The following is an 18027-nucleotide window of genomic DNA, read 5'->3' as shown; positions in this document are numbered from 1 at the left end:
TAACGATAAACGTCTTAAGTGTATTGATGAATGTTAATGGGCCAGCTTTAGCTTTTAGGTCTAGGAGAAACTGAAAATGAATGAGTTAAATAAAGTACTTTATACCGCAGATGTAACCACTCATGGTGGTCGAGATGGTTCTGCTAAGTCAGATGATGGCAATTTAGCCATCACATTATCGACGCCTAAAGGATTAGGTGGCATAGGCGGGGAAGGAACCAACCCAGAGCAGTTGTTTGCAGCGGGTTATTCCGCCTGTTTTATCGGTGCGTTAAAAGTCGTGATGGCTCAGGAGAAAATAAAGCTTCCTGAAGACAGTTATGTTAATGCCAAGGTATCGATTGGACCCATTACTCATGGCTTTGGGATTGCTGCAGAACTGAGTATTTATTTGGGGAATATAGATAAAAATACCGCTAAGGCTTTGGTCGAAAAAGCGCACCTTGTTTGTCCGTACTCTAATGCAACTCGGGGCAATATTCAGGTTTCATTAAACGTATTATAAATAAAGGAATAGGTATTCGTTATGAGCCAGACTCAAAATATAAACCGTCAAATACTGTTGGCCTCACGCCCCTTTGGTGCGCCGACAGAGGAAAACTTTAAAACTGTACTATCAGATATACCAAAGCCTAGGTCTGGAGAAGTTTTGTTGCGTACAGTATATCTTTCACTTGACCCTTATATGAGAGGGAGGATGAATGATGCTAAGTCCTATGCAGATCCTGTGGCGTTAAACGGCGTTATGGTTGGTGGAAGTGTTTGTCGTGTAGAAGAGTCAAATCATGCAGATTACCAGCAAGGAGATTGGGTTGTTTCTTTTGGTGGATGGCAAGATTACAGCATATCGAATGGCATAGGTTTACTTAAGTTAGATAGTCATCTTGCCAACCCATCCTATGCATTAGGTATTTTAGGCATGCCTGGACTAACCGCTTATATGGGGCTACTAGACATAGGTCAGCCAAAAACTGGCGAAACCGTCGTAGTCGCAGCAGCTACGGGAGCTGTTGGGAGTTTGGTTGGCCAAATTGCTAAAATAAAAGGGTGTAAGGTTATCGGGATAGCCGGTGGTGCTGAAAAATGCCAGTACGCCTTAGAAACCTTAGGTTTTGATGCGTGTTTAGATCATCGCTCTGATGAATTGGCTGAGCAGCTAGCTGAAGTGTGCGTTGATGGGATCGACGTCTATTTTGAAAATGTTGGTGGTAAAGTGTTTGACGCTGTTTTACCGCTTTTAAACCCAAGTGCACGTATACCTTTGTGTGGTCTTATCTCGCAATATAATGCGACTGAATTGCCAGATGGGCCTGATCGAATGTCGGCCTTGATGGGCAGCTTATTAGTTAAGCGAATAAAAATGCAGGGCTTTATAGTATTTGATGATTATGGGCACCGTTATAGTGAATTTAGCGAAGCTATGAGCCACTGGCTTGCTGAAGGAAGGGTTCAGTATAAAGAGCATAGGGTCGAAGGCCTTGAATCTACCGTATCGTCATTTATTGGGCTGTTGGAAGGTAAGAATTTCGGCAAACTGGTGGTTCGTATTGGGCCGGATAACTTTAGCTAAATAGGAGAGTTGTACATGATCACTGTTCATCATTTAAATGCCTCTCGCTCTAGACGGGTAATATGGTTACTTGAGGAGTTGCGGATACCTTACGAATTAGTAAAGCATCAACGAGATGAAAAGACACAATTAGCGCCAGACAGCTTAAAGAGTATTCACCCATTAGCAAAGGCTCCGGTCATTGTTGACGGTGCTATAACATTATGTGAGTCAGGAGCCGTGATGGAGTATATCTTAGACAATGCTCCTCAGAACAGACTCCGTCCTGGAGCTAATACTATCGAGTATTACCAATTCTTAGAGTGGCTACATTTTGCAGAAGGCTCTCTAAGCTTACCTGTTATTACCTCTTTATTTATGGAGATGGAAGACAGGGATGGCAATCAGGTCATGGATGCGTATATCGCTAAGGAAATAGAACTCGACCTCTCTTATATTGAATCTACATTAACCGTTAGGCCTTATTTTGCAGGCAGTGAGTTTAGTGCGGCAGATATTATGATGACGGTCATGCTGGAAATAGCCGATAAACGAGGACTATTAAAACAACGCGTTGAAACCAAGAAATACCTAGAAAGGGGGCAAAGCCGCACAGCTTACCAAGCGGCATTGAGACTAGGTTAATAAAGTGACCCATTAACGAATTACCTAGTGGAACAACTTTGTGTTTTAGTTAATTAGTAGGTTCAGTTTTATCGGTGAATAAGTTCATGAGTTAATAAGTCACTTCAAAACAGCCAGTAATTCAGTTCAATAGAGATTTTCATGCAGATAGCCCCACTTCGGGGCCATCTGCATGAAAATAAATCTACCTGTTATGCCTCAGGTTTAGGGCTATTAGAGTGAGTGGCTGATAGTTCGTTATTATGTTCATGGCGGGTACGTTTGTCGACGATATAGACCAAAATCAATACAGGAAAACCGATCAGACTGGCGGCGATAAAGAAGTTTACATAACCGAAGGTGTCCACATAGGCACCAGAGAAACCTGCAATAAACTTAGGGAAAAGTAACATAATGGATGAGAGCAGGGCGTACTGGGTGGCGCTATATCCAGAGCTTGTAAGACTCGATAGATAAGCGATAAAGGCCGCTGTTGCGATACCTGCACTGAAATTATCAACTGAGATGGCTAAAGTTAAAAATGGCACGCTATAACCTATGACTGCTTGCCAAGCAAAGAGTAGGTTAGTTACTGCCACGAGTAACGCGCCGAGAAATAGTATCTTCATGGTGCCGTAGCGAGCCAGCAGCAAGCCGCCGAAACCGGCTCCTACTAATGTCATAATCAGACCGTAGATCTTACTTATTGCAGCTATTTCCTCTTTAGCAAATCCCATATCAACGTAAAATACGTTGGCCATAATTCCCATGACGATATCTGAGATCCGGTAACAGGAGATCAGCATTAATATGAGTAAGGCATTCTTGCCATAACGCTTAAAGAAGTCGAGAAATGGCAAAACACTGGCTGTGTATAGCCAAGATAATGTGCCTGCTACGATTTTGGGGTAGCGTTGATTGAGCTCTTCTCTTAGTTGGGTCTCTTGGTTATCAGCTTGCTTGGTTTCAACTTTTGGCTCCTTACTGAAAAGGGTGGTGAGAATACCGACTGACATAAGCCCTGCCATAATGAGGTAAGCGACCTGCCAAGAGACTAAATTGTATTCGTTGTTGCCAGGATCAACCCAAGCCGCAATCGTTAACGCACCAGCGGTAGCAACGATCATGGCACTTCGGTAGCCAACTTGGTATGCAGCAGCAAGCGCAGCTTGCATCTTCTCCTCGGCAGACTCTATTCGAAATGCATCGATAACAATATCTTGAGTGGCGGAAGCGAAGGCAACCATCAAGGCAAACAGCGCTAACCGTTCAAGATCTTTTACCGGATCGCTAAACGACATTCCCAAAATGGCACCAACGAGCAGTAGCTGTGCAAACAGCATCCAGCCTCGACGCCTACCTAAAAGTCGGGTAAAAATCGGCAATGACAATCTATCTACCAGCGGTGACCATGCCCACTTGAAACCATAGGCGAGTGCTATCCAGCTAAAATAACCGATAGCTGTCCTATCTATCCCCGCTTCTCTAAGCCAGAAAGAAAGGGTGGAAAACACCAACATCAAAGGAAGGCCTGCTGAGAATCCTAGTAGTAACAGTACGAGTACACGCTTATGCATGTAGATAGATAGAGCATCTTTAATGCGTTCAGTTCGAGAAAGAGTGGCTGATGACATGCGAAGTATTCTGATTGATGTTAGCCCTAGCTTAATATGTATCTAAGCGAATGACTATAGACAGTTAGTTTAAGTAAATTAATTTTAAGTACTTAATTTTCAACGATGAAAACTCTGCTGTTTTAAAATGGACATAAAAAAGCCCAAACACGATGTTTGGGCTTGGTTTTTACAGTTACTTTTCAAGTATTTTAAAACTAGGAGTTAGGTCTGCTCCCAACACAGCCATTTGGCATTTGGCCACCAAGATTAAGGTAATCACAACACTCATCTACTTGCTTACGCAGGTAATGATTGCCGCGGATCATCCAATCAGGCCACTTGTCAAAGGCATGCAGTAGGTGCCAAAACACTTTCTCCATATCTGACTGCGCGTCACCCTGATGATTGAACTGTTGCCACTCTTCTAGGGTGTCCCATAGGTATAGTTGAACCTCATTAAAATCGAGTTGATTGCTCAAAAACGCTTTTCCATATTGGGCCAACTGGGGCGCTTTATTATCGATGAACTCATTTGGGGTCATCAAATCGCCTCCTTATTACAACCTAATCAGTATAGGACTAAAAATTGAACTCTGAACAATATTTGTGAATTATTTTGAACAAATTTGAATTCCAAAATATTTCATTACATTTATTAATTGGTTAGGCATTTTTCACGCCTAAGCGTATCCCTATTTTCTTGGCAGTAATGTTGCTTTTTTTAGAATAATGTCTTCGACGGGGAAGTCTGGCCAATCAAGTTTACTGTTATGTTCGGTTGCAACAAGTGCCATTGCCGCGAGCACCTCCTCACCTTCAGTTATCTCACCAAAAACGGCGTATCCCCATCGCCTTGAAGAGGGATCTAATCTTTCATTGTCTCCGACATTGAAGTAAAACTGGCTGGTGGCAGAATGAGGGTCATTGTCTCTTGCCATAGCGATAGTGCCTGGTGCATTGGATAGGCCGTTACCAGACTCGTTAACAATAGGAGCGTCATAGGGCTTCTCCTCTTGCTTGAGATCTAACCCACCACCTTGGACAACGAAGTCAGCAATGACTCGATGAAAAAGCGTATTGTCGTAATGACCTTTTACCACATAAGTCAGAAAATTATCGACCGTGATCGGCGCTCGTGTTCTATCGAGTTCAACGACGATTTTGCCCATACTGGTGTCGAGTTCAACCTGTGGGTAAAGGGTATTTTCTTGAATGTCGATAGCTGAAGCTATTGGGCTCATACAAGTGATTAATACCAGTAAAATTAGTGCGCTAAATCTATGGAACATAAGGCTTCCCTGTTTATTTTATTTGACATTAATAGCAGTTATGAATGATTACTGTTGAATAAAGCTATTCAGTTCTGGGTCATTAAGAATATCTGCGGTTAGCTGCCCAAATAGTTTGTTTATTTCAAGCTCTAAGGTCGCAAAGTCTGCGCTGAATGGGCCAGATAATGTGCCACGTGCAGAGTATCGTTTCGTGAGTTCTTGGTTACTGTTTTTTGCGATGACGTTAATGATGATATTACTTCTAGCTTCAAAGCCAAAGGTTGATTCATCAACATCTGTTAGTAGTTGCTCTAGTTGGAACTGCATATGGTTGACTGAGCTTGGATCTACCTGATAGCCAGCTTGGGTAAACCCTTGACGAAACAGCTCATCTAACTGTTTTCTTGGTGCTTCAGAGGGGCTGACAAGTCTTGCTGCATTATCATTATTACTAAATCGCACAATGAAGTTTGCTGAGCGTGTATCTATGGTCTCAATCGCTAGCGTTTGGCGCGAATGGCTTTGTTTTTGAACTTCAGGCACTTGTGGGTGTATGGCTATATGACTTGGTGTTTGACTCGCACAAGCCGACAGAAAAATAGATGCGGTTATCAGTAGAAAGAGACGTTTCATTTTGATGATTTTCTTTTTTCGTTAGAGCAAAAGTTAGGTGGTATCAGCATACCAGAATTAGTTTGCGATTCCACAGCAAGTCTGGCGCTGTTTTCGTTAAGCTCTAATACAGCTAGCTTTGCTAATATGCTGCCATTAGTTTTATCGATTCACCTTTAGGCCCCACAATGTATAAATTGCTTTCTCTCCCGCTTATTCTTACTGCACCTTTATTACTTCTGAGTCAGTCAATCCAAGCTCAACCCATAGAATCTAATCACTATATTGGGGGAACCTTAGGTTATGGTTTCCATGATTTTGAAACAAAAGAGCATGGCAGTGCTAACTTCAGCGATAGCATTACCGCTGATATCTACTATCGATACATGATTAATGAACACTTTGGTGTTGAAGTCGGTGGTATGTCTGGCTCTGGTGGTGCTTTTAGTATCTTTTCGGATATCTGGCATGATGTTAAAGGACTCAGCTATCGTGGCGTACGCACTACGGCCTATGGAAAGCTGCCTTTAAGTGCCAGTAATAGTCTGTATGCCAAAGCGGGCGCAGCGTATCAATGGATTAATTATGATATTAGCCAAGATAAAGACAGGGTCAGCGTGAGCGAAACGGATAATGGCTTCTACGGCGCTATCGGCTGGGAGTTTAGGTTCCAAAATGGCTTAGGTTTGAATGCCGAGTATCAGCATGTGCCAATGAGCAATTTAACATTAAAAAGTTACAATGTTGGTGTTAACTACGCATTTTAATAGCGCTTTTGGCGTTTGCTTTCCACGTATCCATATAGCGTCTTGATACTTTTAAAATAGCCCTTATCAGGTTAGAGTAAAAATTCGATGATGAAACTGGAAAGGGTTAATGAGCACAGAGCAAACCAAAACAGCTCAAATTATTACCATGGAGGCACCAAGCTCGCTGATTGATGAGCACGGTCGCCCAAGTTATGGCTATTTTGATGGTCCGGTTGCTGAGCTCTCGCTTTCAGAGTTTAACTATTTCAATGAGATGGATAAGCCTGCTTCCGTAATGGGCAGGCACTTTGACTTTAAGCAGTTCCAGTTTGTCAGTTTAACGACGCCCAGATACATCATAGGTGTCGCTATTGCTGATATTCGCTATGTCGGCAGTGCATTTTGTTATCTTTATGACATCAGTAAAAATAGGATAACTGAGACAAGTTGGCTCAAGCCTTTGGGGCTCGGCTATCAATTAACCCCTTCTCCTATGTCAGGCGTTGGCCAGATCAGCAGCGGTAAAGGCCAGATCAGGTTTAATCTAGTTGAAGGTATATGGCATCTATTCATCTCAACTAAAACCATTGATGCAGAGCTTGAGCTTGAAGCATTACCTTTAAGTTTACCTATCGCACTTTGCTCGCCAACAGGCTATAGCGGCTGGACTTATACGCAGAAGCACAATGGATTAAAGCCAAAAGGTACGTTGACGGTTCATGGCGAGCCTCAACCGTTAAACCATGCTTTAGCGGGTTATGATTTCTCTGCTGGCTACATGCGCAGGGAAACCAGTTGGCGCTGGGCGAGTATTAATGCCCACACTCCCGATGGGATCATGGGGCTTAACCTGGCTGCTGGTGTAAATGAAACGGGTGCTTGTGAGAATGTGTTTTGGATCAATGGCGAGCGCCACCTCTTAGGTCCTGTGCAGTTTGAATTTGAGCGAAATTCAGGTCATTACAATGACAGAGCCAATGATAGAGCCAATAACAGCGCTTCTGCTTGGCGAATATTTTCATATGATGGCAATTTAGAGTTAAGCTTTCAGCCAAGAAACTGCCGCTCAGAGAAGCTCAACCTTATCTTCCTTAAAAGTAACTTCCGACAATATATCGGTGAGTACTCTGGCCATGTCACCGATAACTTTGGTAAAAAACATCATCTACATAATGTACTCGGGTTAACCGAAGATCACTTTGCCCGTTGGTAAGCGCTTTTCATTGAAGGCTGACTGTATTTTTTGCGCTAGTAATTAGCTGAACTGGTATGGGGGAGTTCGCTTTCATTTTTCCTTATTACTTATCAATTATCAATTACCAATAGCTTCCTAGTGCTGGGCATGCACTTTTCACTTTGATGGCATTTCAGAATCTTGTTTTAGCGAGATTTGTCTAAACGTAATGTTCGAATGCATATAGATATTTCGACATTTACGCTCTTATCCTTGATACCTATTTCGTTGTTAGGTTACGCAAGACGGGCGAGTGTGACTTAGATCACGGTTGTTATCCCACCCCTTGAATTATTATCCCTCCACTTGGCTTGGTGCCGTTATTGGCACTTGCTGAGTAGAACCGTCTGATCCACGTCGCTTATACAGGCACGTGGCCTCTATTTAAGGAAAAGGGATTTTTAATGAAGTTGTTATCGATAGTACTCACATCTATGTTGAGTTTTAGCGCGTTGGCTGGAGAGTCGAATCATATTATTGGTGGTAATGTTGGTTATGGTGGTCAAGATTTTGAAGCAGCTAATGGTGAGGAATACGGTGGTGGAGATAGCGTTGGCATAGATGTTTATTATAGATATATGCTCAATGATAACTTCGGTTTAGAGGGGAGTGTGTTCAGCGGCAGTGGCGGCGTCGCGAGTGTATTTACCAGCTTTTTCTCCACCGTGGATAATATCAGTTATAAAGGAGTGCGTGCGGCTGTTTATGCTCAAGTGCCACTGTCTGCAAGTAATAGCTTATATGCCAAGCTAGGGGCTAGTGCCAATCAGCTTAACTATGATGTTTCAGGTGTTTTTGGTAGCGGTACTACAGAGAGTATTGAAACAGACGGCACAGATTTCTATGGCGCAGTAGGTTGGGGGATACGCTTTCAATCAGGTGTAGGCCTTAACCTAGAATACCAGTACGTGCCAATCCAAGAGCTTATCGTACAAAATTTCAGTATCGGTGTGAGTTATCAATTTTAGTTTAGCCTTCGAATGAAGGCTGATTACATTTTTGCTGGGCTCATTGAGCTGTTTTGATATTGGTATTTATGCTTGAAGGTTTTGTCTTTTATGTAACCTACCGCCTGTCCGGCGGTTGATATCAATACAGCTAGGGTTTATAGCAGACTAACAAATACAACGTCAGTCCAATGAACCCTATTTAAAAAGAGAGTTGTAACTTGCTATCGAGCAAGTTACTTCCTTGCGCCATAAAGCCCACTCTGTGGATGTGGTTCATCAGCTTGAGTGTCACTAGCGTCATTGTTCAAGTCAGAGCCTTGAGCCTCAAATGGCTCAGCTTTTTTGCTGATTTTTTGTGCCTGTAAGATAACAAATTTGCCGTTGGACTCTACCGTAGTGCAGTTTTTAAAGATGCGTTGCAGTTTAATATGGTAGGCCAAGTGTCGGTTACCGACGACATGTAAAATACCGCCATTTTTCAGGGCGCGCCAAGACTGTAAGAACATCTGCCAAGCGATGTGATCGGTAATGGCTTCACCTTGGTGAAAAGGGGGGTTACACAGTATCAAATCTGGGCGAACGCCGTCACTAAGGTGAGTCAAACAGTCGTCCCAGCCGAAGGTGGCTTGCTCACCTGATAAGCCTTCAGTATCTAATTTGTTGAGGGCCCAGTTCTGCTTGGCTGATGCTATCGCCATCTCAGAGTCATCGACAAAGTGGACATAGGCTTTAGGAAACAATTGTTTGGCATGTAAGCCTAAGACACCATTGCCACAACCTAAGTCGATAATAGACTTAAAGTCACCCTTAGGCATATTGTCTATCATGATACGTGCACCGATATCTAACTTGTTAGCGGCAAACACATTACTTAGATTGCTAATATCTAGTTTAAGCTCAGGAATAGACCAAAGAACTTCTTTGGGCAGCGAACGTGCCTTGCCATCACTGATACAGGTGATGACTCGGGTTTTCTTCCACGTTAAGCTCGCACTGGCGGGGCCTAAGTTTTTAGCCAACACTTCTAATAGAGACTTATTAATCGATTTGGCTTTGGCACCTATCAGAACTTGAGTGCCTTCAGGTAACACCTGAGATAACCGCTTAAGCTGGTGGGCGAAATAGGTCAGGTTTTTAGGCAGCTTCATTAGCACTAACTCAAGGGATGTTGGCATCACCTCTCGGCTGTTAAACCAACGAATCTTATCACTAGCGATTTGGTTTGCTGCTAAGTTTTGCTGCGCGCCTAATAGGCTTGTTTTAGCATCAGTCTCAACGCACAGTGGCCAATCTTTATCGATAGAGATGAGACTTGCCGTTAATGCACCAAAGTTATCATTGATGATGGCTGTGCTGATTGCAGATTGTTCAATTTCACAGAGGTGCTTAATCAGGTGTTCATCTGCAGCATCCCATGCCTGTAAATTTGATTCCTGATTGCTAGGATATCGCTGTAATTCAAGTTCGATATCCGCTACTGAAAAATGAGTTGTCATAAGTCAAACTTCGCCAATAAAATGAGGGCGCGCATTATCGCAGATTTAGTGTTCAATACCAATCAGTATAATATCAATCAGTATAAAGGTGTGATCGCTCAGCGGGAGTCTAGCGCTTCTGAGGTAAGGCAGCGAATGAAGGGCATAGTTGCTCTAGGTTCAAGTTCGTTAACAGCGCATAAAAACCGTTAAAACTCGCCCTTGGGAACTTTTTTGGCTACCTATTTCTTCGTTGAACAAGATCACAAGGGATCACCATTGCATCATTTATTCGCCTCGAGTGAGTTTGCCAAAAATAGTTCTGAGTTGATCACTTTCTTATACTGATTGGTATAATATATGTCCTGTGAGTGTCGCTTGGAAAATGTTGTGCTTCTTTGAGTGATGGCTTTATGAGTAGCGAGGATATGAAACAAGAGAGCTTAGGTTTAGAAGGCTTTGGTGAGTTGAGTGAAGAAAGCTTACACATTCATGAACAGTCAGTTGATGTTAAATGCTTAGGCGTTCCTGTAACGCTAATATCTGGCTACCTTAACTTTGAGCAGCAACAAGCTTTACTTAAGGAGGCTGCTCGTTACCCATTCGAATCGCCAGAAATTGCTGTGTATGGTAGGCGACATAAAATTCCAAGATCCCAAGCTTGGTTTGCTGACAGCAACTGCGACACATTTTATTCAGGCTTATTGGTAAAGGCTCAGCAGTGGCCCAAGTATGCCAACAGGTTAAGGCAAAAACTGCAGCGCGATTTTAATTTGTTATCTAATGGCGTCTTAGTTAACCATTATGGCGACGGGACGGAGTCCATGGGCTGGCACTGTGATAATGAGCCAGAGTTCGTAACCGGTAGTGATATTGCATCACTGACACTTGGTGCAGCTAGAGACTTTGTAGTTAGGCATAAACAGACTCAAGAGAAGATAACATTTTCGCTAAAATCTGGGGACCTCTTGATTATGCATTGGCCGATGCAAGAGGAGTGGGAGCATGCGTTGCCTAAGCGGATGAAAGTAACAGAGCCAAGAATTAACTATACCTTTAGGCAGATTATTCCCGGTTTTTTTAATCGCTGATTAGGGCGGGTATTACAATTTACTCTATCAGGTGAGGGCGAGTTACCATGTGGTTTGCTTAATGACTGGGGTACAAATATTCATCAGCCATTGAACTTTAGGTGAATTGCGTCTTGCGGCTTTGCATATTACGGCAACATCTGTAGGTGTGTTGGTTTTATTATCATCATTTGCAAAGCTATAGCTGTAATGTTCATCCATTAATTGCTCAAGCAGGTAGTAATTATCGATCACTATTCCGGGTTTTATGTCTGTGTCCATCTGTTGATAGATACTTTTGTTTTCATTGTAATTATCTACAATGGTTTTAACGAATTCCCCTTTTCTATTTCCTATATACTGGCCACTAACTGACATGATTTTACGCTGATAGATACTTTGGGGCCTCTCTTGCAGTGCGTGAACACCTAAATCTACCAGCTCTTCATTAAGCAATGCTTCTGAGTGCGGCGTCCATTCCCTTAACTCGATAACTGCTGGGGTGTGACTTCTAATCGTTTGAATGAGTTGTTTACCGATTGGAACGATAAAAGGGGCAGCCAAATGAATGGTGATTTTATCAATTTCTAGTGGGTTAAAGCTCTCTGGTTCAATTGCAAATCGCATCATCTCCATGGCTTCTTTGATTTTGGGTGCGATAACTTTAGCGTAGCTTGTCGGTTCGAGCCCTGAGGAGGTTCTAATAAAAAGTGGATCATCAAGCTCCTCTCGTAAATGCGCTAATACTTTGGAGACATAAGACTGCGAACGTGCAAGCTTTAGGGCTGCTTTTTGGGTTGAACCTGAATGGTATAGGGTGAGAAATACGGTTAAAGCATTGAGGTTTAACTGCTTCATAGGTGCCTTTAGTAAAAGATGTTTTATGATCTATTTATAACCTTTTTTTGTTCTGTATTGAAACAAGTGATGCGCTCGCACCACTTGTTACTCAAATTAGATTGACTCCTGAAGCAGAAGCTCCATGTCTGCCTTTTGTCTGAAAAATGTCATAGATTGCATTAAAGTGTACTCAGCGTTAAAAGGGTTATAGTCGATATTATCTTCAGTGATGAAACATTCAGTTTCTTCTATCTTGGTGATTTCAGTTTTTGTTGCATCTTCGGTTTCGAATCTGTGTTCCATATATTTGCAGAGATACTTCATCTCCTCATTATGGAAATGGGTATAGCTCCAGACATTTTTCTCTACACTACGAGCTCCTTCAGACTCATCCTCTCCATCAATTAAATAGCGAGTAAAACTGATGATCTCCACTTCAGAGAACCCTTGCTCAAGGCTTAGATAGCTTAAACTTATCCCTGATGTAAGTTTTACTACATAGATGTCATTACTTATGTCGCTGGTGCGCAAACTAATCACCTTCTCCTGTTGTAGTGAGCTTTGATCACAGGCATTAAATGGTGAGTCATCTTTTATTGAGTAAAAATTATAGTAGCGTCCATCAAACTCATAACTGTGGTCATTGGCGCATTTATAACGTGGATTATTAGGTTTCTCACGTTCAATTGGGTGGTCTGGGTCACCCTCAATCGGCTGCTGAATTTCACCTTCAATTGGATTAATTGGCTTCTCATGTTCAATAGGGTTAGCAGGGGCTGTAAAAATTGGGTTTTCGGGTGAAGGCGACATTTGCGGTGGTAGTGAGCCTTCATCTGATGAGCTTGAGCCACAAGCTCCTAACGCTAAAGGCAGTAGTAGTGCTGGTAGCTTAGTTTTCATCGTGTTTCCGTTACTAGTCGTTGTTACTATGTCGAGTACTTTACCGGAAGCTTGTATGATATTAGGAATATCCGATATTCCAACGTGGTTCGATATAACGCGTTTGATATCGCCTTTAAGAGGAGGAACGTTGACCTTTGATTGATGAGCAAGTAATCTGCCGCCATCGCATTTTACATGTTTGAGAAAATTATTATGTCAGTAGAGCAGCTCATAACCGAAAAACTCACCGCCGCCTTATCGCCAAGTCATCTGGAAGTGATTAACGAGAGCCATAACCATCATGTGCCTCCTAATTCAGAAACGCACTTTAAGGTGATTATTACCAGTGCATCATTTGAAGGTAAGCGGTTAATTGGCAGACATAGAGCGGTTAATGAAGCGCTGAGTGACGAGTTTGCTAATGGGTTACATGCCTTATCTATGCATACTTTCACGCCAGAAGAGTGGGCTGAAGAGTCAAACGTGCCTGACTCTCCTAAATGTAAAGGTTAGCATTTAAAGTCTACAAAATAAGGTTTTAAGCTTTTACGCTTAAAACCTTTATGACTATACAGCCCGCGCCTTTTATCGTCCTACCGCTCCAAAGCCTTTTCTTCTTGCCTCGTCAGTATCCTTCTTTTGCAATTCAAGCTTTTGTTTATCTATCCCCATAATTCTGTTATCAATATGTTAATCGTGCTTTTTATGTTGAGAATGGATGAGTCAACTAGAGAAATTAACAGAGTTAATAGGCAAAGGTGTTAGCTGGTGTACCCTGTTTATTGTATTGATGACCTTAGCCGTTGTGGTGCTGCGTTATCTGTTCAATACGGGGGCGACGGCGTTACAAGAGTCGGCTCTCTATCTGCACGGAGCCGTGTTTACCTTAGCTGCAGGCTACACGCTTAAGCATGATGGACATGTGCGGGTTGATATCTTCTATCGGCACTTTTCTTCTCGTAATCGCCACTGGGTGGACTTTCTCGGTACTCTGTTTTTACTTTTCCCCGTTTCGCTATTTATTGCCTATAGCTGTTTTGACTATGTATTAGCTTCCTGGAAGTATGCGGAGACATCCGTTGAAGCCGGTGGGCTAGCCTATGTCTATTTGCAAAAGAGCCTACTGCTCTTGTTGGTCGTCAGTCTATTGCTTCAGGGGGCTGTTGAATTAACAAAACATGGCCTTGCTCTGCTTCATAGGGATGGTCCTTCTCTTTATAAAAGTGAAGATGATAGCAACAGTGGGGCTGAACAATAATGGCCATTTTACTCTTTATTATTGTCTGCCTAGTACTGATGCTAGGTTACCCCGTTGCCTTGACGTTAGCCGGTGTCTCGCTCATGTTCGCTTTTGTTGGTGAGATGCTAGGTAGTTTCGATAGCAGTTTACTCGGCGTCTTGCCTAACAGGTTATTTGGGGTGATTAACAACCCTATTTTAATGGCGGTGCCTCTTTTTGTGTTTATGGGGGTTGTGCTTGAAAAATCAAAAGTGGCTGAGCAGTTACTCACGAGTATGGCTGAACTCTTTGGCCAGCTTCGTGGTGGCTTAATTTTTAGTGTGTTTTTTGTGGGTATGTTGCTTGCGGCCAGTACCGGTATCGTCGGTGCGACTGTTGTGACTATGGGGTTGATGTCGCTGCCAACGCTGTTAAAGCGTGGTTACGATCCAGCTTTTAGTGCAGGGGCTATCTGCGCGACTGGCACGTTAGGTCAGATCATTCCGCCCTCAATCGCTTTGGTATTGCTAGGGGATGTGCTCTCTAATGCCTATCAGCAGGCGCAGTTAAAGATGGGCGTGTATAGTCCTAAGTCAGTTTCTGTGGGCGACCTCTTTGCGGGCGCGCTACTTCCTGGCCTGTTGTTACTCGCACTTTATTGCTTATATACCTTAATACTGATTAGAGTTAAGCCGCAGCAGTTTCCTATGCCTGCCGAGTCAAGAAAAGTGGATCTTGCCTTTATTTTAAAAGTCATCAATGCATTGGTTCCGCCACTATTACTTATCTTTTTGGTACTAGGCTCAATTTTATTTGGCGTTGCAACGCCAACAGAAGCTGCCTCTGTGGGGGCTTTTGGTGCCCTCGTTATCGCTATGGTTAAACGGCAGATGTCACTCGCTATTTTAAAAGAGGTGATGCTTAACACCACTAAGGTTACCTCAATGGTGTTCCTTATTTTGATCGGTGCTTCAATTTTCTCTTTAGTGTTTCGAGGCTTGGGGGGGGAAGAGCTGATCCATCAGCTTTTTAATAGCATGCCTGGCGGTGTCATAGGTGCAACCTTGTTGGTTATGTTAGTGATCTTCCTTCTTGGCTTTATTCTCGACTTTATTGAGATCACTTTTGTGGTTGTGCCTTTAGTGGCGCCAATCTTACTGACCATGGGCTTAGATCCTATCTGGCTTGGCATTATGATCGCGGTAAATTTACAGACCTCTTTTTTGACTCCGCCATTTGGCTTTGCGCTGTTTTATTTAAGGGGCGTGACTAAAGACTTAGTTACCAGTGGTCAGATATACCGTGGGGTGATCCCGTTTGTCGTCATACAGCTTGTGCTAATGATTATGTTGAGTATCTGGCCGTCTTTGGTGACCTGGTTACCTGAACTTATCTATCGGTGAGGAGTGTTGCGCTTGTTTTAACATTGAGTTTGTTAGGTAGTTAGGTATTAGGTTCTAGGAACTAGGTCTATGTATTAGCCAACGAGTAAGACAAGTTAGGGTGTTTGCACTGGTATTAGGTCAGGCATCGGATATGGCGTAACGAGAAAGGAATTAATCAACGAGTAAGACAAGTTAGGGTGTTTGCACTGGTATTGGGTCAGGTATCGGATGTGGCGTAACGAGAAAGGAATTGATCAACGAGTAAGGCAAGTTAGGGTGTTTGCACTGGTATTGGGTCAGGTATCGGGTGTGGCGTAACGAGAAAGGGATTAATCAACGAGTAAGACAAGTTAGGGTGTTTGTACTGGTATTGGGTCAGGTATCGGATGTGGCGTAACGAGAAAGGGATTAATCAACGAGTAAGACAAGTTAGGGTGTTTGCACTGGTATTGGGTCAGGCATCGGATATGGCGTAACGAGAAAGGAATTAATCAACGAGTAAGACAAATTAGAGTGTTTATTGATTGTCAGATAAAGGAATAGGATATGAAAAACCAAACGCTACTTTTACTCTCATTAGCAGGTTTGCTGCTCTTGGGCTGCGGTGGGGAGGAGAAACAGGTCAGCACTGAGATCACGCCTGCGACAGATGCAATTGAATGGAAATTAGTAACCTCTTGGCCGAAAAATTTTCCTGGTCTTGGCATGGCGCCTGAGCGATTTGCGAAGCTTGTCGATGAAATGTCCAATGGGCGGCTTAAAATCAAAGTATATGGTGCTGGTGAATTGATGCCTGCATTTGAAGTGTTTGATGCCGTGAGCCAAGGTACCGTTCAGATGGGACACAGCGCTGCTTATTATTGGAAAGGTAAAACGCCTGCTGCACAATTCTTTACTTCTATTCCATTTGGTCTCAATGCCCAGGAGATGAATGGCTGGTTACATTATGGTGGCGGCATGGCGCTTTGGGAGGAGGTCTATGAGCCTTTTGGTATATTGCCGCTTGCGGGGGGTAATACTGGGGTGCAGATGGGGGGCTGGTTTAATAAAGAGATTAACTCCATGGAAGATCTCAAAGGGCTTAAAATGCGTCTACCAGGTCTTGGCGGCGAGGTGTTAAAGCGTGTTGGTGGCGTGCCAGTTACATTACCTGGGCGAGAGTTGTACACGGCACTGCAAACAGGCGCTATTGATGCTACAGAATGGGTAGGGCCTTTTAATGATTTAGCCTTCGGCCTACACAAGGCGGCCAAGTTTTATTATTACCCTGGCTGGCATGAACCTGGAACCACACTTGAGTTCCTCATTAATAAGGAAGCTATCGCGACTTTACCTGCGGATCTGCAATCAATCGTAAAAATTGCTGCTCGGGCCATAAATCAAGATATGCTGGATGAATATACTACCCGTCATGTTACTGCGCTGGAGTCGCTTATCAATGAGCATAATGTGGTGATCAAGCAATATCCCGATGAAGTGATGAGGGAATTAGCTGAAGTATCTAAAGTGGTGATTAAAGAGCAGTCTAAGCAAGATAAAACCATGCAAAAAGTCTATGAAGCTTATATGTCATATGAAGCAGGGGTGAGAAAGTATCATCTTATTTCAGAAGATGCATATAGTCGTTTGAGACAATGATTTTAGATGTTGAAAGCTAAGTTTATCAAGGTACTAGTCTTGTTTAGACTCATATATGTTTTTTGGAACTATCTAGCAAAGTCATAGTGTCATCTGCATATGTTAGAATGAGAAAAACAAAAAATGGCTCAAGTATTATTGCTATGAAGCCCAACAAACAGGAGAGTAGAGATGCCATTATTAGATAGCTTTACCGTCGATCATACCCGTATGCACGCTCCAGCTGTACGTGTTGCAAAAACCATGAAGACGCCAAGCGGTGATACTATTACAGTATTTGATCTGCGTTTTTGTGCACCAAATAAAGATATCCTCAGTGAACGAGGCATCCATACTTTAGAGCACCTTTATGCTGGCTTTATGCGTGACCATTTAAATGGCGAGACTGTAGAGATCATTGATATTTCTCCAATGGGGTGTCGCACAGGCTTTTATATGAGCTTAATCGGTACACCAGCTGAAGCAGAGGTTGCTGAAGCATGGTTAGCAGCCATGAACGATGTGTTGAAAGTGGCTGAGCAGGCTCAAATCCCAGAATTGAATGAATACCAGTGTGGTACTTTTGACATGCACTCGCTTGAGCAAGCTCAAAGTATTGCACGTACTATTATAGCTTCAGGGATTAGTGTGAATAAGAACGATGAATTGAAGCTGAGTGATGAGATCTTAAAAGGACTCTAAACTGCTTATTGATTTATGAAGCGGCTTCGGCCGCTTTTTTTATTGCCATTATAAATTTGATATTGATACTGCGATTCAAACAGGTCTTGGCATAATAGGTGTTTAACTGGCCCAATGTGTTAAAAAAGCTGTTTTAAGGTGAAAGCCATAGAAAGTGGTGCTCATAAATTGCGCAAGTCGATGTTAAAAAGTGGTTAAAAACTGTTCGGTCAAAAAGGTGTTATTTTTTAGC

The 18027-nt window shown here is 42.9% G+C and carries 19 protein-coding genes; 12 read left to right on the top strand and 7 right to left on the bottom strand.

Annotated elements, in window-relative coordinates:
* Positions 1–76 precede the first annotated feature (76 nt).
* The 3 genes from BM736_RS13350 to BM736_RS13340 are packed head-to-tail and all read left to right on the top strand — an operon-like array spanning position 77 to position 2194.
* A complete protein-coding gene (locus tag BM736_RS13350) occupies positions 77–505 on the top strand; it encodes an organic hydroperoxide resistance protein (protein WP_076412948.1) in 429 nt (142 codons plus the stop codon).
* 21 nt (positions 506–526) lie between these two features.
* Positions 527–1570, top strand: a complete 1044-nt coding sequence (locus BM736_RS13345) for an NADP-dependent oxidoreductase (protein WP_076412945.1) — start codon at positions 527–529, stop codon at positions 1568–1570.
* 15 nt (positions 1571–1585) lie between these two features.
* Entirely contained in the window at positions 1586–2194 is a 609-nt protein-coding gene (locus tag BM736_RS13340; protein ID WP_076412943.1) for a glutathione S-transferase family protein, read from the top strand.
* A gap of 191 nt (positions 2195–2385) precedes the next feature.
* Here the strand turns inward: BM736_RS13340 and BM736_RS13335 are convergent, their stop codons facing one another.
* The 4 genes from BM736_RS13335 to BM736_RS13320 all read right to left on the bottom strand — a co-directional run bounded on the left by BM736_RS13335 (position 2386) and on the right by BM736_RS13320 (position 5693).
* On the bottom strand, positions 2386–3807 hold the full coding sequence (locus BM736_RS13335) for an MFS transporter (RefSeq protein ID WP_076412940.1): 1422 nt from the start codon (positions 3805–3807) through the stop codon (positions 2386–2388).
* 197 nt (positions 3808–4004) lie between these two features.
* Positions 4005–4331: a hypothetical protein gene (locus BM736_RS13330; RefSeq protein WP_076412938.1), complete on the bottom strand. Its 327-nt coding sequence runs from the start codon at positions 4329–4331 to the stop codon at positions 4005–4007.
* A gap of 150 nt (positions 4332–4481) precedes the next feature.
* Positions 4482–5078 carry a peptidylprolyl isomerase gene (locus BM736_RS13325; protein ID WP_076412935.1) on the bottom strand — a complete coding sequence of 199 codons (597 nt, stop codon included), beginning with the start codon at positions 5076–5078 and terminating at the stop codon, positions 4482–4484.
* 48 nt (positions 5079–5126) lie between these two features.
* Complete coding sequence (locus tag BM736_RS13320; RefSeq protein WP_076412933.1) at positions 5127–5693, bottom strand: YajG family lipoprotein; 567 nt, start codon at positions 5691–5693, stop codon at positions 5127–5129.
* A gap of 167 nt (positions 5694–5860) precedes the next feature.
* Here BM736_RS13320 and BM736_RS13315 point away from each other — a divergent pair, with 167 nt between their 5' ends.
* The 3 genes from BM736_RS13315 to BM736_RS13305 all read left to right on the top strand — a co-directional run bounded on the left by BM736_RS13315 (position 5861) and on the right by BM736_RS13305 (position 8623).
* A complete protein-coding gene (locus BM736_RS13315) occupies positions 5861–6439 on the top strand; it encodes a porin family protein (RefSeq protein WP_076412930.1) in 579 nt (192 codons plus the stop codon).
* 109 nt (positions 6440–6548) lie between these two features.
* Positions 6549–7634, top strand: a complete 1086-nt coding sequence (locus BM736_RS13310; RefSeq protein WP_076412928.1) for a DUF2804 domain-containing protein — start codon at positions 6549–6551, stop codon at positions 7632–7634.
* A gap of 425 nt (positions 7635–8059) precedes the next feature.
* Positions 8060–8623, top strand: a complete 564-nt coding sequence (locus BM736_RS13305; protein WP_076412926.1) for a porin family protein — start codon at positions 8060–8062, stop codon at positions 8621–8623.
* A gap of 215 nt (positions 8624–8838) precedes the next feature.
* On the opposite strand, the gene BM736_RS13300 is transcribed toward BM736_RS13305, so the two are convergent.
* Complete coding sequence (locus BM736_RS13300) at positions 8839–10101, bottom strand: methyltransferase (protein WP_076412924.1); 1263 nt, start codon at positions 10099–10101, stop codon at positions 8839–8841.
* Positions 10102–10508: 407 nt separating this feature from the next.
* On the opposite strand from BM736_RS13300, the gene BM736_RS13295 reads away from it, so the two are divergent.
* Complete coding sequence (locus BM736_RS13295; RefSeq protein ID WP_076413052.1) at positions 10509–11171, top strand: alpha-ketoglutarate-dependent dioxygenase AlkB; 663 nt, start codon at positions 10509–10511, stop codon at positions 11169–11171.
* Between the two features lie 42 nt (positions 11172–11213).
* Here BM736_RS13295 and BM736_RS13290 read toward each other — a convergent pair whose 3' ends face one another.
* Complete coding sequence (locus BM736_RS13290) at positions 11214–12008, bottom strand: LysR family transcriptional regulator (RefSeq protein WP_076412922.1); 795 nt, start codon at positions 12006–12008, stop codon at positions 11214–11216.
* A 96-nt stretch (positions 12009–12104) separates the two neighbouring features.
* Complete coding sequence (locus BM736_RS13285; RefSeq protein WP_076412920.1) at positions 12105–12890, bottom strand: hypothetical protein; 786 nt, start codon at positions 12888–12890, stop codon at positions 12105–12107.
* Positions 12891–13085: 195 nt separating this feature from the next.
* Between BM736_RS13285 and BM736_RS13280 the strand changes: the two genes are divergently transcribed.
* The 5 genes from BM736_RS13280 (at position 13086) to luxS (ending at position 17795) form a co-directional block, all read left to right on the top strand.
* The gene (locus BM736_RS13280; RefSeq protein WP_076413050.1) at positions 13086–13385 is read left to right on the top strand and encodes a BolA family transcriptional regulator; all 300 of its coding nucleotides are present in this window, start codon (positions 13086–13088) and stop codon (positions 13383–13385) included.
* A 205-nt stretch (positions 13386–13590) separates the two neighbouring features.
* Positions 13591–14130 (top strand): TRAP transporter small permease subunit, encoded by a 540-nt coding sequence (locus BM736_RS13275; protein ID WP_076412918.1) that lies wholly within the window; start codon positions 13591–13593, stop codon positions 14128–14130.
* On the top strand, positions 14130–15494 hold the full coding sequence (locus BM736_RS13270; protein WP_076412916.1) for a TRAP transporter large permease subunit: 1365 nt from the start codon (positions 14130–14132) through the stop codon (positions 15492–15494). Before BM736_RS13275 ends, BM736_RS13270 begins: the two co-directional genes overlap by 1 nt.
* A gap of 528 nt (positions 15495–16022) precedes the next feature.
* Complete coding sequence (locus tag BM736_RS13265) at positions 16023–17114, top strand: TRAP transporter substrate-binding protein (protein ID WP_076412914.1); 1092 nt, start codon at positions 16023–16025, stop codon at positions 17112–17114.
* A 171-nt stretch (positions 17115–17285) separates the two neighbouring features.
* A complete protein-coding gene (luxS, locus tag BM736_RS13260) occupies positions 17286–17795 on the top strand; it encodes an S-ribosylhomocysteine lyase (RefSeq protein WP_076412912.1) in 510 nt (169 codons plus the stop codon).
* Positions 17796–18027 lie beyond the last annotated feature (232 nt).

This window comes from Shewanella sp. UCD-KL12 (assembly GCF_001957125.1).
GTDB lineage: Bacteria > Pseudomonadota > Gammaproteobacteria > Enterobacterales > Shewanellaceae > Shewanella.
This window is presented reverse-complemented; position numbering and strand designations above follow the sequence as displayed.

Excerpts from the sequence above, each read along its gene's own strand:
- BM736_RS13350 (WP_076412948.1), top strand. The coding sequence starts at position 77 with ATGAATGAGTTAAATAAAGTACTTTATACCGCAGATGTAACCACTCAT.
- BM736_RS13345 (WP_076412945.1), top strand. The coding sequence starts at position 527 with ATGAGCCAGACTCAAAATATAAACCGTCAAATACTGTTGGCCTCACGC.
- BM736_RS13340 (WP_076412943.1), top strand. The coding sequence starts at position 1,586 with ATGATCACTGTTCATCATTTAAATGCCTCTCGCTCTAGACGGGTAATA.
- BM736_RS13335 (WP_076412940.1), bottom strand. The coding sequence starts at position 3,807 with ATGTCATCAGCCACTCTTTCTCGAACTGAACGCATTAAAGATGCTCTA.
- BM736_RS13330 (WP_076412938.1), bottom strand. The coding sequence starts at position 4,331 with ATGACCCCAAATGAGTTCATCGATAATAAAGCGCCCCAGTTGGCCCAA.
- BM736_RS13325 (WP_076412935.1), bottom strand. The coding sequence starts at position 5,078 with ATGTTCCATAGATTTAGCGCACTAATTTTACTGGTATTAATCACTTGT.
- BM736_RS13320 (WP_076412933.1), bottom strand. The coding sequence starts at position 5,693 with ATGAAACGTCTCTTTCTACTGATAACCGCATCTATTTTTCTGTCGGCT.
- BM736_RS13315 (WP_076412930.1), top strand. The coding sequence starts at position 5,861 with ATGTATAAATTGCTTTCTCTCCCGCTTATTCTTACTGCACCTTTATTA.
- BM736_RS13310 (WP_076412928.1), top strand. The coding sequence starts at position 6,549 with ATGAGCACAGAGCAAACCAAAACAGCTCAAATTATTACCATGGAGGCA.
- BM736_RS13305 (WP_076412926.1), top strand. The coding sequence starts at position 8,060 with ATGAAGTTGTTATCGATAGTACTCACATCTATGTTGAGTTTTAGCGCG.
- BM736_RS13300 (WP_076412924.1), bottom strand. The coding sequence starts at position 10,101 with ATGACAACTCATTTTTCAGTAGCGGATATCGAACTTGAATTACAGCGA.
- BM736_RS13295 (WP_076413052.1), top strand. The coding sequence starts at position 10,509 with ATGAAACAAGAGAGCTTAGGTTTAGAAGGCTTTGGTGAGTTGAGTGAA.
- BM736_RS13290 (WP_076412922.1), bottom strand. The coding sequence starts at position 12,008 with ATGAAGCAGTTAAACCTCAATGCTTTAACCGTATTTCTCACCCTATAC.
- BM736_RS13285 (WP_076412920.1), bottom strand. The coding sequence starts at position 12,890 with ATGAAAACTAAGCTACCAGCACTACTACTGCCTTTAGCGTTAGGAGCT.
- BM736_RS13280 (WP_076413050.1), top strand. The coding sequence starts at position 13,086 with ATGTCAGTAGAGCAGCTCATAACCGAAAAACTCACCGCCGCCTTATCG.
- BM736_RS13275 (WP_076412918.1), top strand. The coding sequence starts at position 13,591 with ATGAGTCAACTAGAGAAATTAACAGAGTTAATAGGCAAAGGTGTTAGC.
- BM736_RS13270 (WP_076412916.1), top strand. The coding sequence starts at position 14,130 with ATGGCCATTTTACTCTTTATTATTGTCTGCCTAGTACTGATGCTAGGT.
- BM736_RS13265 (WP_076412914.1), top strand. The coding sequence starts at position 16,023 with ATGAAAAACCAAACGCTACTTTTACTCTCATTAGCAGGTTTGCTGCTC.
- luxS (WP_076412912.1), top strand. The coding sequence starts at position 17,286 with ATGCCATTATTAGATAGCTTTACCGTCGATCATACCCGTATGCACGCT.